The following is a 13278-nucleotide window of genomic DNA, read 5'->3' as shown; positions in this document are numbered from 1 at the left end:
ACCAGCCAACCGGGAGGTGGCGCTCGGCATCCCCGAGATGCCCGCCCCCGACTACCCCGCCGAGGTCCGCACCCGGCTGGAGACGGACGCCGCGGAGGTGATCTCCCGCTACCCGGACAGCCGTTCCGCGCTGCTGCCGCTGCTGCACCTCGTGCAGTCCGAGGAGGGGTACGTCACCCGCACCGGCATCAAGTTCTGCGCCGAGATGCTCGGGCTGACCACGGCCGAGGTCACCGCCGTCTCGACCTTCTACACGATGTACCGCCGCAAGCCCTCCGGCGACTACCAGGTCGGCGTCTGCACCAACACGCTCTGCGCGGTCATGGGCGGCGACCAGATCTTCGACGAGCTGAAGGAACACCTGGCCGTCGGCAACCAGGAGACCACCGAGGACGGCAAGGTCACCCTGGAGCACATCGAGTGCAACGCCGCCTGCGACTACGCGCCGGTCGTGATGGTCAACTGGGAGTTCTTCGACAACCAGACCCCGGACAGCGCCAAGGCCCTCGTCGACGACCTGCGGGCCGGCCGCGAGGTCGCGCCCACCCGCGGCGCCAAGCTCTGCGACTTCAAGGCGACCGCCCGCATCCTGGCCGGCTTCCCCGACGAGCGGCCCGGCGCGGTCGCGGAGAGCGGCGGCGCCGGCCCGGCCTCGCTGGCCGGACTCCGGCTGGCCAAGGGCGAACCGGAACCCGGCCGCCCCGGGCCGTCCCGCGGCGCGGCACCCACCGGCGAGGAGCGGGACACCCACCCCAGCTCCCACGACGCCCCGCAGAAGACCGCCGCGTCCGATCCGGCCAACCCGGCCGGACCGGTGTCCGAGGAGGGCGAGCGATGACCGAGTCCGCCCGCACCGACGGAAACGGAGACGGGATGGGCCACGAGAAGCTCCTCTCCCCGGTGCTCTCCGCGTTCTGGGACGAACCCGAGTCCTGGACGCTGGAGACCTACCGCCGCCACGAGGGCTACGAAGGGCTGCGCAAGGCCCTCGCCATGGACCCCGACGACGTCATCGCCTACGTCAAGGAGGCCGGCCTCCGCGGCCGCGGCGGCGCCGGTTTCCCCACCGGGATGAAGTGGCAGTTCATCCCGCAGGGCGACGGCAAGCCGCACTACCTCGTCGTCAACGCCGACGAGTCGGAGCCCGGCACCTGCAAGGACATCCCGCTCCTCTTCGCCAACCCGCACTCCCTCATCGAGGGCATCGTGATCGCCTGCCACGCGATCCGCTCCAGCCACGCCTTCATCTATCTGCGCGGCGAGACGGTCCCCGTCCTCCGCCGGCTCCACGAGGCGGTGCGCGAGGCGTACGCGGCGGGCATCCTCGGCCCGGACGCCCTCGGCAGCGGCAAGAACCTCGACATCACCGTGCACGCCGGCGCCGGCGCGTACATCTGCGGTGAGGAGACGGCGCTGCTGGACTCCCTGGAGGGCCGCCGCGGCCAGCCCCGGCTGCGGCCCCCGTTCCCCGCGGTCGCCGGCCTCTACGCCTGCCCCACCGTGGTGAACAACGTCGAGTCCATCGCCTCCGTGCCCGCCATCTTCGCCCGCGGCAAGGAGTGGTTCCGCTCGATGGGCAGCGAGAAGTCCCCGGGCTTCACGCTCTACTCGCTCTCCGGGCACGTCGCCCGCCCCGGCCAGTACGAGGCCCCGCTCGGCATCACCCTGCGCCAGCTCCTCGACATGAGCGGCGGGATGCGCCCCGGCCACCGGCTGAAGTTCTGGACCCCCGGCGGCTCCTCCACCCCGCTCCTCACCGACGAGCACCTCGACGTCCCCCTCGACTACGAGGGCGTCGGCGCCGCCGGCTCCATGCTCGGCACCAAGGCGCTCCAGTGCTTCGACGAGACCACCTGCGTGGTCCGCGCCGTCACCCGCTGGACCGAGTTCTACGCCCACGAGTCCTGCGGCAAGTGCACCCCCTGCCGCGAGGGCACCTACTGGCTCGTCCAGCTCATGCGGGACATCGAGGCCGGCAAGGGCAAGATCTCCGACCTCGACAAGCTGAACGACATCGCCGACAACATCAACGGCAAGGCGTTCTGCGCGCTCGGGGACGGCGCCGCCAGCCCGATCTTCTCCTCGCTCCAGTACTTCCGCGAGGAGTACGAGCAGCACATCACCGGCCGGGGCTGCCCCTTCGACCCCGCCCGCTCCACCCTCTGGGCCGACGGCCCCTCGACCTCTCACCTGGAGGTGAACGCATGACCGTCACCGCCGCAGCGTCCAACAGCGGCTCCCCCGGGTCCTCCGGGAGCGGTGAGGCGGCCGTGCCGCCGGAGGACCTCGTCACGCTCACCATCGACGGCATCACGACCAGCGTGCCCAAGGGCACGCTCGTCATCCGCGCCGCCGAGGAACTGGGCATCGAGATCCCGCGGTTCTGCGACCACCCCCTCCTCGATCCGGTCGGTGCCTGCCGCCAGTGCCTGGTCGAGGTCGAGGGCCAGCGCAAGCCCATGGCCTCCTGCACGATCACGTGTACGGACGGGATGGTGGTGAAGACTCAGCTCACCTCACCCGTCGCCGAGAAGAGCCAGCGCGGGATGATGGAGTTCCTCCTCATCAACCACCCGCTGGACTGCCCGGTCTGCGACAAGGGCGGCGAGTGCCCGCTGCAGAACCAGGCGATGAGCACCGGCCAGGCCGACACCCGCTTCGACGGGCAGAAGCGGACGTACGAGAAGCCCGTCCCGATCTCCACCCAGGTGCTGCTGGACCGTGAACGCTGCGTCCTCTGCGCCCGCTGCACCCGCTTCTCCAAGGAGATCGCCGGCGACCCGATGATCGAACTGCTGGAGCGCGGCGCGCTGCAGCAGATCGGCACCGGCGAGGACGTCCCGTTCCAGTCCTACTTCTCCGGCAACACCATCCAGATCTGCCCGGTCGGCGCGCTCACCTCGGCCGCGTACCGCTTCCGCTCCCGCCCGTTCGACCTGATCTCCTCGCCCAGCGTCTGCGAGCACTGCGCGGGCGGCTGCGCGACCCGCACCGACCACCGGCGCGGCAAGGTCATGCGGCGCCTCGCGGGCCACGACCCGGAGGTCAACGAGGAGTGGCTGTGTGACAAGGGCCGCTTCGCCTTCCGCTACGCGCAGCGGCCGGAGCGGCTCACCACCCCGCTGGTGCGCGGCGCCGAGAGCGGTGAACTGGAGCCGGCGAGCTGGCCGGAGGCCCTGGAGGCGGCGGCCCGCGGGCTCGCCGCCGCCCGCGGCCGCACCGGTGTGCTCACCGGCGGCCGGCTCACCGCCGAGGACGCCTACGCGTACGCCAAGTTCGCCCGGATCGCCCTCGACACCAACGACATCGACTTCCGAGCGCGGGTCCACAGCACCGAGGAGGCCGACTTCCTGGCCTCCCGGGTCGCGGGACGCGGCACGGACCTCGACGGCACCGGTGTCACGTACACCGCGCTGGAGAAGGCGCCCGCCGTCCTGCTGGCGGGCTTCGAGTCCGAGGAGGAGGCCCCCGGGGTCTTCCTGCGGCTCCGCAAGGCCATGCGCAAGCACGGCCAGAAGACCTTCTCCCTGGCGCCCTACGCCACCCCGGGCCTGAACAAGGCCGGCGGCATACTGCTGCCGGCCGCGCCGGGCACCGAGGCGGAGTGGCTGGACGCCCTCGCCGGGCGGGTCGGCCTGGAGGAGGACGGCAACGCCGCCGCCGACGCGCTGCGCGCCGAGGGCGCCGTCATCGTCATCGGCGAACGGCTGGCCGCCTCCCCGGGCGCGCTCTCCGCCGCCGTACGGGCCTCGACCGCCACCGGTGCCCGACTGGTGTGGATTCCGCGCCGGGCCGGGGAGCGGGGCGCGGTCGAGGCTGGTGCCCTGCCCGGGCTGCTGCCCGGCGGCCGCCCGGCCACCGACCCGCGCGCCCGTGAGGAGACCGCCGCCGCCTGGGGCGTCTCCGCCGCCGAACTGCCGCACCGCCTCGGCCGGGACACCGGCGAGATCATCGAGGCCGCGACCACCGGCGGACTGGCCGCGCTGCTCGTCGGCGGCGTGGAGGTCGCGGACCTCCCGGACCCGGCGGCGGCCCGGCGGGCCCTGGACGAGGTGGGCTTCCTGGTCAGCCTGGAGCTGCGGCCGTCGGAGGTCACCGAGCGGGCCGATGTGGTCCTGCCGGTCGCCGCCGTCGCGGAGAAGGCCGGCACCTTCCTCAACTGGGAGGGCCGGGCGCGCATGTTCGAGGCGTCCATCAAGCCCGACCAGATGACCCGCCGCCACGTCGTCCCCGACAGCCGCGTGCTGCACATGCTCGCGGACACCCTCGCGGACCTCGGCGCCGGTGACGGCGAGCGCGGCACCGAGCGGTCCGCCGCCCGGCTCGCCCTGCCCGATCTGCTCGCCGTGCGCCGGGAGATGGACCGGCTCGGCGGCTGGGCCGGCGCCGTGCCCGCCGGGCCCGGTGACTCCGACTACGGCGGCCCGGCGGGCGGCACCACGCGGTCCGCGGCCCGCCCGTCCGCGGGCGAGGCGGTCCTCGCGGGTCACCGGCTCCTGCTCGACCAGGGCGTCCTGCAGGTCGGTGACGAGGCGCTGGCCGGCACCCGGCACGAAGCGGTCGCCCGGCTCTCCGCGGTCACGGCCGCCGAGGCCGGGATCGCCGAGGGAGAGCCGCTGCGGGTCTCCGGACCGGCCGGTTCGACCGAACTGCCGCTGCGGATCACGGAGATGCCCGACCGCGTCGTCTGGCTGCCGCTGAACTCCGTCGGGGGCGGCGTCCTGGCCGACACCGGGGCCCGCCCCGGTGAGGTCGTCCGGCTCTCCGCGGCCACCGCCGCGGCGGGCACCGAAGCCGAGGAGGTGCGCTCATGAGTTCCGTCACGCTGTGGGACGCGGCCGCCGAGCCGGGCCGGGCCGTGCACCTCGCGGCCGAGGACCTGTCGGTGTTCGGCGGCGATCCCTGGTGGCTCGTCGCGCTCAAGGCGGTCTTCTGCTTCGCGTTCGTGCTGCTGACCGTGCTGTTCTCCATCGTGTGGGAGCGCAAGGTCGTCGCCTGGATGCAGCGGCGCATCGGCCCCAACCGGCACGGCCCCTGGGGTCTGCTGCAGTCGCTCGCCGACGGCGCCAAGCTGATGCTGAAGGAAGACATCATCGTCAAGCGGGCCGACAAGCTCGTCTACGTCCTGGCGCCGATCGTCGCGGCGGTCCCCGCCTTCATGGCGATCGCGGTGATCCCCTTCGGCCCGCCCGGCAACGAGGTGTCGATCTTCGGCGAGCGCACCGCGCTGCAGCTGACCGACCTGCCGATCGCCGTGCTGTACATCCTGGCCGTCGCCTCCGTCGGCATCTACGGCATCGTGCTCGCCGGCTGGTCCTCCGGCTCGACGTACCCACTGCTCGGCGGTATGCGCTCGGTCGCCCAGGTGATCTCCTACGAGATCGCGATGGGCCTCTCCTTCGCGGCCGTCTTCCTCTACTCCGGTTCGATGTCCACCTCGGCCATCGTCGACGCGCAGGGGGACCGCTGGTTCGCGATCCTGCTGCCGGTGTCCTTCCTCATCTACATGGTGTCGATGGTCGGTGAGGTCAACCGGGCGCCGTTCGACATGCCGGAGTCCGAGGGCGACCTCGTCGGCGGCTTCAACACCGAGTACTCGTCGATCAAGTTCGCGATGTTCATGCTCGCCGAGTACATCAACATGGTCACCGTCTCGGCGGTGGCGGTCACCCTCTTCCTCGGCGGCTGGCGCGCCCCCTGGCCGGTCAGCACCTTCTGGGAGGGCGCGAACCACGGCTGGTGGCCGATGCTCTGGTTCGTCATCAAGGTCAACCTCCTGCTCTTCGGCTTCATCTGGCTGCGCGGCACCCTCCCCCGGGTCCGCTACGACCAGCTGATGAAGCTCGGCTGGAAGGTCCTCATCCCGGTCGCGATGGTCTGGCTGATGATGGTCGCCACCGTCCGGGCCCTGCGGAACGAGAACTACGACTTCCAGGAGATCGCGTTCTATGTGATCGGCGCCGTGCTCGTCGTGCTGCTGCTGTCCTTCGTCGCGGATCTCTTCCGCGGCAGGCAGGACGAGCCGGACGGCCCCGGCGCGGACGGCAAGGGCGCCGGGGGCGAGTTCGACCCGATGGCCGGCGGCTACCCCGTACCGCCGATGCCGGGGCAGACCCTGCCACCGGTTCCGCGCCGGCGCCCCCGTCACGAGCAGCCGCCCGTGACCGTCGCCGCCGGTTCCGACGCGACGACCAACGGAGAGGAGGCCGACAATGCCCGATAACCCCGTGGCCGGCTTCGGCGTGACCTTCAAGGCCATGTTCAAGAAGCGGCTGACCGAGCAGTACCCGGAGGAGAAGAAGCCGACGGCGCCCCGGTTCCACGGCCGGCACCAGCTCAACCGGCACCCGGACGGGCTGGAGAAGTGCGTCGGCTGCGAACTCTGCGCCTGGGCCTGCCCCGCCGACGCGATCTACGTCGAGGGCGCCGACAACACCGACGAGGAGCGCTACTCGCCGGGCGAGCGCTACGGCCGCGTCTACCAGATCAACTATCTGCGCTGCATCCTCTGCGGTCTCTGCGTCGAGGCGTGCCCCACCCGGGCGCTGACGATGACCAACGACTACGAGCTCGCCGACCGGACCCGCGAATCGCTCATCTACACCAAGGAGGAGCTGCTCGCGGGGCTGAAGGAGGGCATGGTCGACTCGCCGCACGCCATCTTCCCGGGCATGACCGAGCAGGACTACTACCGGGGCCTCGTCACCGAGGCCGCCCCCGGGACCGTTCAGCAGCCGGCCGTCTCCAAGGGCGAGATGCCGCAGGACGCGGCGTCCGACTTCGGCCCGGGGGAGCCCGCCTCGGAGAAGGTGGTCGAACGATGAGCACGCTCGCCGCCTACTCCACCTCCACCGGGGAGGCCGTCCAGTTCTGGGTCCTGGGCACCGTGGCCGTTCTCGGGGCGCTCGGCACGGTCCTGCTGCGCCGGGCGATCCACTCCGCGCTCTGCCTCGCCGGGACCATGATCATCCTCGCGGTGTTCTACCTGGCCAACGGCGCCTACTTCCTGGGCGTCGTCCAGATCGTCGTCTACACCGGCGCGATCATGATGCTGTTCCTGTTCGTGGTGATGCTCGTCGGTGTCACCGCGGCGGACTCGCTGAAGGAGACCCTGAAGGGCCAGCGCTGGCTCGCCGCCCTCACCGGCCTCGGCTTCGGCGTCCTGCTGATCGCCGGCATCGGCAACGCCTCGCTGGAGACCTTCGCCGGACTCGGCACGGCCAACGCCGGCGGGAACGTCCAGGGGCTGGCGGAGACCATCTTCACCCAGTACGTCTTCGCCTTCGAGCTCACCGGCGCGCTGCTGATCACCGCCGCCGTCGGCGCGATGATCCTGACCCACCGCGAGCGCACCGAGCGCCTGCCCAGCCAGCGCGAACTCGCCGAGCGCCGGGTCCGCGAGGGGAAGCAGGTCCCGCCGCTGCCCGCGCCCGGTGTCTACGCCCGGCACAACGCCGTGGACATCCCCGGGCTGCTGCCGGACGGCACACCCTCGGAGCTCACCGTCAACCCGACGCTGCGCGCCCGCGGCCAGATCCGCGACGTGTCCGGGCGGGCGCTGGCCGATCTGGCCGCTCTGGAGCAGCGCTCCGAGGTGCGCCTGGAGCGCCGGGACGCCACTTCTGAGGAGGCCGGCAAGTGAACCCGGTGAACTACGTCTATCTCGCCGCGCTGCTGTTCACCATCGGCGCCGCCGGGGTGCTGCTCCGGCGCAACGCGATCGTCGTGTTCATGTGCGTCGAGCTGATGCTCAACGCCTGCAACCTGACGCTGGTCGCCTTCTCCCGGATGCACGGCAACCTCGACGGGCAGATCATCGCCTTCTTCACGATGGTCGTCGCCGCGGCGGAGGTCGTGATCGGTCTGGCGATCATCGTGATGCTCTTCCGTACCCGCCACTCGGCCTCGGTCGATGACGCCTCTCTGATGAAGCTGTAAGGGGTCGAAGAAGTGGAGAACCTCATCGGATTGCTCGTCGCGGCGCCGCTGCTCGGCGCGGCCGTGCTGCTGTGCGGCGGCCGGCGGCTGGACCGCGCCGGGCACTGGATCGGCACGGCGCTCGCGGTGGCCTCGTTCGTCGTCGGCGCGGTGCTCTTTGCCGACATGCTGGGCCGGGACGGCGAGGACCGCGCCCTGCACCAGCGCCTGTTCAGCTGGGTGCCCGTGGAGGGCTTCCAGGCGGATGTCGCCTTCCAGCTGGACCAGCTGTCGATGACCTTCGTACTGCTGATCACCGGTGTGGGTTCGCTGATCCACATCTACTCGATCGGTTACATGGAGCACGACGAGCGGCGCCGCCGATTCTTCGGCTATCTCAACCTGTTCCTCGCGGCGATGCTGCTGCTGGTCCTGGCCGACAACTACCTGCTGCTGTACGCGGGCTGGGAGGGCGTCGGCCTGGCGTCCTACCTGCTGATCGGCTTCTGGCAGCACAAGCCGAGCGCGGCGACCGCCGCGAAGAAGGCGTTCATCGTCAACCGCGTCGGCGACGTCGGCCTGTCCATCGCGATCATGCTGATGTTCACGACCTTCGGCACCTTCGCCTTCGAGCCGGTGCTGGCCTCGGCGGGCGAGACCTCCGAGGGGATGCTGACGGCCATCGGCCTGATGCTGCTGCTGGCCGCCTGCGGCAAGTCGGCCCAGGTGCCGCTGCAGTCCTGGCTGGGTGACGCGATGGAGGGCCCGACCCCGGTCTCGGCCCTCATCCACGCCGCCACCATGGTCACCGCCGGCGTCTACCTGATCGTCCGCTCCGGCGCCATCTTCAACGGCTCGCCGGACGCCCAGCTCGTCGTCGCCATCGTCGGCGCGGTCACGCTGCTCTTCGGTGCGATCGTCGGTAGCGCGAAGGACGACATCAAGAAGGCGCTGGCCGGCTCGACGATGTCGCAGATCGGCTACATGGTGCTGGCCGCCGGTCTCGGCCCCATCGGCTACGTCTTCGCGATCATGCACCTGGTCACCCACGGCTTCTTCAAGGCCGGGCTCTTCCTCGGCGCCGGTTCGGTCATGCACGGCATGAACGACGAGGTGGACATGCGGAAGTACGGGGGCTTGCGGAAGTACATGCCGGTCACCTTCGTCACCTTCGGCCTCGGCTATCTGGCGATCATCGGCTTCCCGGGCCTCTCCGGCTTCTGGTCCAAGGACAAGATCATCGAGGCCGCCTTCGCCAAGGGCGGCACCGAGGGCTGGATCCTCGGCGGCGTGGCCCTGCTGGGCGCCGCGATCACCGCGTACTACATGACCCGCGTCATGCTGCTCACCTTCTTCGGCGAGAAGCGCTGGGGCCCGGCGCCCTCCGCGGACGCGCCGGACGTGGAGCCCGCCGCCGAGACGGCCGGCGACCACGCGACGCCGCATCCGCACGAGTCGCCCAAGTCCATGACGATCCCCATGATCGTGCTGGCCTTCGGGTCCGTCTTCGCGGGCGGGCTGTTCAGCTGGAACAGCTCCTTCCTGCACTGGCTGGAGCCGGTCACCGGACACGACCACGGCCACTCCCCGCTGAGCGCGGCGGCCGTGACCGGCGCTACCGTCGTCGTCCTGCTGCTCGGTGTGCTGGTGGCCTGGCTGCAGTACGGCCGCAAGCCCGTGCCCGTCACCGCGCCGCGCGGCTCGCTGCTCACCCGGGCCGCCCGCCGCGATCTGCTCCAGGACGACTTCAACCACGTCGTACTGGTGAAGCCCGGCGAGTATCTGACCCGCGGTCTGGTCTACGTCGACAACAAGGGCGTGGACGGGGTCGTCAACGGCACCGCGGCGGCGGTCGGCGGACTCTCCGGCCGGATGCGGCGGATGCAGAACGGCTTCGTCCGCTCCTACGCGGTCTCGATGTTCGGCGGTACGGCGGTCCTGATCGCCGCGACCCTGCTGATGAGGGCGGTCTGATCATGTCTTCTGTTGTCAACGAGGGCTTCCCGCTGCTGACGGCCGCGGCCGTGCTGCCGGCGCTGGGAGCGATCGCGACCGCGGCGGTGCCCGCCGCGAAGCGCACCGCGGCCAAGTGGACGGCGCTGCTCTTCTCGCTCGGCACCCTGGTGCTGGCGGGGATCGTGCTGGCCCGCTTCGACCCGGGCGGCGAGCGCTACCAGCTCGCCGAGTCCCGGGCCTGGATCGCCGACTTCGGCGTCCGCTACGAGCTGGGCGTGGACGGCATCGGTGCCGCCCTGATCGGGCTCACCGCGCTGCTGATGCCCTTCATCATCCTGGCGGCCTGGCGCGACGCCGACCCGGCGGCCGAGGAGAGCGGCGACGGGGCCGGCCGGCGCTGGCGGCCGGTGCAGGGCTTCTTCGCGCTGATCCTGATGGTCGAGGCGATGGTGATCATCTCCTTCGCCGCGACCGATGTCTTCCTCTTCTACATCTTCTTCGAGGCCATGCTCATCCCGATGTACTTCCTCATCGGGGGCTTCGGGGACCGGGCGCACGCCCAGAGCGACGAGGAGGCGGCCAAGCAGCGCACCTACGCGGCCGTCAAGTTCCTGCTCTACAACCTGGCGGGCGGCCTGATCATGCTCGCCGCGGTCGTCGGGCTCTACGCCGTCACCGCCGACCAACTCGGCGAGGGCACCTTCTCGCTCCAGCAGATCACCGAGGCCCGCGCCTCCGGTGAGCTGACCATGGCGACCACCACCGAGCGGCTGCTCTTCCTGGGCTTCTTCTTCGCCTTCGCGGTGAAGGCGCCGCTGTGGCCGCTGCACACCTGGCTGCCCAACGCCATGGGCGAGTCGACGGCCCCCGTCGCCGTGCTGATCACCGCGGTGATGGACAAGGTCGGCACCTTCGCGATGCTCCGCTTCTGCCTCGGGCTCTTCCCGGAGGCCAGTGCGTGGGCGACGCCGGTGGTTCTGGTGCTGGCCCTGGTCAGCATCGTCTACGGCGCGCTGCTGGCGGTCGGCCAGCGGGACATGAAGCGGCTGATCGCCTACGCCTCGGTGTCCCACTTCGGCTTCATCATCATGGGCATCTTCGCGATGACGAGCCAGGGCCAGAGCGGGGCGACCCTCTACATGGTCTTCCACGGGATCTCGACGGCGGTGCTGATGCTCGTCGCCGGCTTCCTGATCTCGCGGCGCGGCTCGCGGCTCATCGCCGACTTCGGCGGGGTGCAGAAGGTGGCCCCGGTGCTGGCCGGCACCTTCCTGATCGGTGGTCTGGCGACGCTGTCCCTGCCCGGACTCGCCCCGTTCGTCAGCGAGTTCCTGGTGCTGGTCGGCACCTTCAGCCGGTACCCGGTGATCGGGATCATCGCCACCATCGGCATCGTCCTCGCCGCGATCTACGTCCTGGTGCTCTACCAGCGCACCATGACCGGACCGGTGAAGGAGGGCGTGCTGAAGATGCCCGATCTGCGGCTGCGGGAGCTGGTGGTCGTCACGCCGCTGATCGCTCTGCTGATCTTCCTCGGCGTCTTCCCCAAGCCGCTGACGGACATCGTCAACCCGGCTGTCGAGCACACCATGTCGGACGTGCGGAAAACGGATCCGAAGCCCGACGTCGACATCCCGTCACCTGATGTGGAGGCCGCGAAGTGAGCCCCATGGCATCCGTCCACAGCCTGTGGACGATCTCGGCCGAGGCGCCGTTGAAGATCGAGGCGCCGGACATCGAGTACGCGCAGATCGCCCCGGTGCTGATCGTGCTGGGCGCGGCGGTCGTCGGGATCCTGTTCGAGGCGTTCCTGCCGCGCCGGGCCCGCTACTACGCCCAGGTCGGGCTGACCGCGGTCGGCCTGGCCGCCGCCCTCGCCTCCGTGATCGGCCTGGCGGCCGGCGGGCACGGCACGGACAAGGCGCAGGTGGCGGCGATGGGCGCCCTGGCGGTCGACGGCCCGGCGCTCTTCCTCCAGGGCACGGTCCTGCTGGTGGCCCTCGTCTCGGTCCTCATTTTCGCCGAGCGGCGGCTGGACCCGGCGGCGCACGGCAACCGGGTGGACTCCTTCGCCGCGCAGGCCGCCGCCGCCCCCGGCGGGGCGGCCGAACAGGCGGCGGTGAAGGCCGGGTTCACCACCACCGAGGTCTTCCCGATGCTGCTGCTGGCGGTCACCGGCATGCTGGTGTTCCCGGCGGCCAACGACCTGCTGACGCTCTTCGTGGCCCTGGAAGTCCTCTCGCTGCCGCTGTACGTGCTGTGCGCGCTGGCCCGCCGGCAGCGGCTGCTGTCGCAGGAGGCGGCGGTCAAGTACTTCCTGCTCGGCGCCTTCTCCTCGGCGTTCCTGCTCTTCGGCATCGCGCTGCTGTACGGCTACGCGGGCACCGTCACCTACGGCGGCATCGCGCAGGTGATCTCCGGCGACCTCCAGCAGGTGGAGCCCTCCGTGGCCGCCACCATGGGCAATGACGCGCTGCTGCTGATCGGCGCCGCGCTGGTGCTGATGGGCCTGCTCTTCAAGGTCGGCGCGGTCCCGTTCCACATGTGGACCCCGGACGTCTACCAGGGCGCCCCGACCCCGGTCACCGGCTTCATGGCGGCGGCCACCAAGGTCGCGGCCTTCGGCGCGCTGCTGCGGATCCTGTACGTGGTGCTGCCCGGTCTGCGCTGGGACTGGCGGCCGGTGATGTGGGGCGTCGTCATCGTCACGATGATGGTCGGCGCGATCGTCGCGGTCACCCAGACGGATGTGAAGCGGCTGCTGGCGTACTCCTCGATCGCCCACGCCGGGTTCATCCTGGCGGGCGTCGTGGCCACCACGCCGTCCGGCATCTCCTCGGTGCTCTTCTACCTGCTGGCCTACTCCTTCGTCACGGTCGGCGCCTTCGCCGTGGTGACGCTGGTCCGCGACGCGGGCGGCGAGGCCACGCACCTGTCGAAGTGGGTCGGTCTGGGGCGGCGGTCGCCGCTGGTCGCGGCGGTCTTCGGAGTCTTCCTGCTGGCCTTCGCGGGCATCCCGCTGACCTCCGGGTTCGCGGGCAAGTTCGCGGTGTTCAAGGCGGCGGCGGAGGGCGGCGCGGGCGCGCTGGTCGTGGTCGGTGTGGTCTCCTCGGCCATCGCGGCGTTCTTCTACATCCGCGTCATCGTGCTGATGTTCTTCAACGAGCCGCAGGCGGGCGGCCCGACGGTCGCCGTGCCCAGCGCGCTGACCTCGACGGCCATCGCGGTGGGCGTCGTCGTCACGCTCGTGCTCGGCATCGCGCCGCAGTACTTCCTGGACCTGGCCGGCCAGGCGGGGGTCTTCGTGCGCTGAGCACCACGGTGCGGCGCGGTTCGCCCGCGCCGCGCACCCGGCACGGCGGTGGGCCGCCGCCCCCGAAGCAGGGGGCGGCGGCCCACCGGCAT

The 13278-nt window shown here is 71.1% G+C and carries 10 protein-coding genes; all 10 read left to right on the top strand.

Annotated elements, in window-relative coordinates:
- Positions 1-37 precede the first annotated feature (37 nt).
- From nuoE to nuoN, 10 genes are read left to right on the top strand one after another with little or no spacing between them, the layout of a single operon-like run.
- Positions 38-838: an NADH-quinone oxidoreductase subunit NuoE gene (nuoE, locus tag E4N63_RS13575; RefSeq protein ID WP_125622932.1), complete on the top strand. Its 801-nt coding sequence runs from the start codon at positions 38-40 to the stop codon at positions 836-838.
- Positions 835-2208 carry an NADH-quinone oxidoreductase subunit NuoF gene (nuoF, locus tag E4N63_RS13570; RefSeq protein ID WP_228429328.1) on the top strand — a complete coding sequence of 458 codons (1374 nt, stop codon included), beginning with the start codon at positions 835-837 and terminating at the stop codon, positions 2206-2208. The genes nuoE and nuoF overlap by 4 nt, the downstream gene beginning before the upstream one ends.
- On the top strand, positions 2205-4814 hold the full coding sequence (locus tag E4N63_RS13565) for an NADH-quinone oxidoreductase subunit G (RefSeq protein ID WP_230240785.1): 2610 nt from the start codon (positions 2205-2207) through the stop codon (positions 4812-4814). Before nuoF ends, E4N63_RS13565 begins: the two co-directional genes overlap by 4 nt.
- Positions 4811-6223: an NADH-quinone oxidoreductase subunit NuoH gene (nuoH, locus tag E4N63_RS13560; RefSeq protein WP_125622910.1), complete on the top strand. Its 1413-nt coding sequence runs from the start codon at positions 4811-4813 to the stop codon at positions 6221-6223. The genes E4N63_RS13565 and nuoH overlap by 4 nt, the downstream gene beginning before the upstream one ends.
- The gene (gene nuoI, locus E4N63_RS13555) at positions 6213-6824 is read left to right on the top strand and encodes an NADH-quinone oxidoreductase subunit NuoI (protein ID WP_125622911.1); all 612 of its coding nucleotides are present in this window, start codon (positions 6213-6215) and stop codon (positions 6822-6824) included. Before nuoH ends, nuoI begins: the two co-directional genes overlap by 11 nt.
- Entirely contained in the window at positions 6821-7642 is an 822-nt protein-coding gene (locus E4N63_RS13550) for an NADH-quinone oxidoreductase subunit J (protein WP_230240783.1), read from the top strand. Before nuoI ends, E4N63_RS13550 begins: the two co-directional genes overlap by 4 nt.
- Entirely contained in the window at positions 7639-7938 is a 300-nt protein-coding gene (gene nuoK, locus E4N63_RS13545; RefSeq protein WP_019707766.1) for an NADH-quinone oxidoreductase subunit NuoK, read from the top strand. The genes E4N63_RS13550 and nuoK overlap by 4 nt, the downstream gene beginning before the upstream one ends.
- A gap of 12 nt (positions 7939-7950) precedes the next feature.
- A complete protein-coding gene (gene nuoL / locus E4N63_RS13540) occupies positions 7951-9891 on the top strand; it encodes an NADH-quinone oxidoreductase subunit L (RefSeq protein WP_125622913.1) in 1941 nt (646 codons plus the stop codon).
- Positions 9892-9893: 2 nt separating this feature from the next.
- Complete coding sequence (locus E4N63_RS13535) at positions 9894-11537, top strand: NADH-quinone oxidoreductase subunit M (protein WP_125622914.1); 1644 nt, start codon at positions 9894-9896, stop codon at positions 11535-11537.
- Positions 11534-13186 carry an NADH-quinone oxidoreductase subunit NuoN gene (nuoN, locus tag E4N63_RS13530; protein WP_230240781.1) on the top strand — a complete coding sequence of 551 codons (1653 nt, stop codon included), beginning with the start codon at positions 11534-11536 and terminating at the stop codon, positions 13184-13186. The genes E4N63_RS13535 and nuoN overlap by 4 nt, the downstream gene beginning before the upstream one ends.
- Positions 13187-13278 lie beyond the last annotated feature (92 nt).

The sequence above is a fragment of the Streptomyces sp. MNU89 genome (genome assembly GCF_020982505.1).
Taxonomy (GTDB): Bacteria; Actinomycetota; Actinomycetes; order Streptomycetales; family Streptomycetaceae; genus Streptomyces; species Streptomyces xinghaiensis.
The sequence above is the reverse complement of the archived record's forward strand: the minus strand, read 5'-3'. Positions and strand labels throughout refer to the sequence as shown.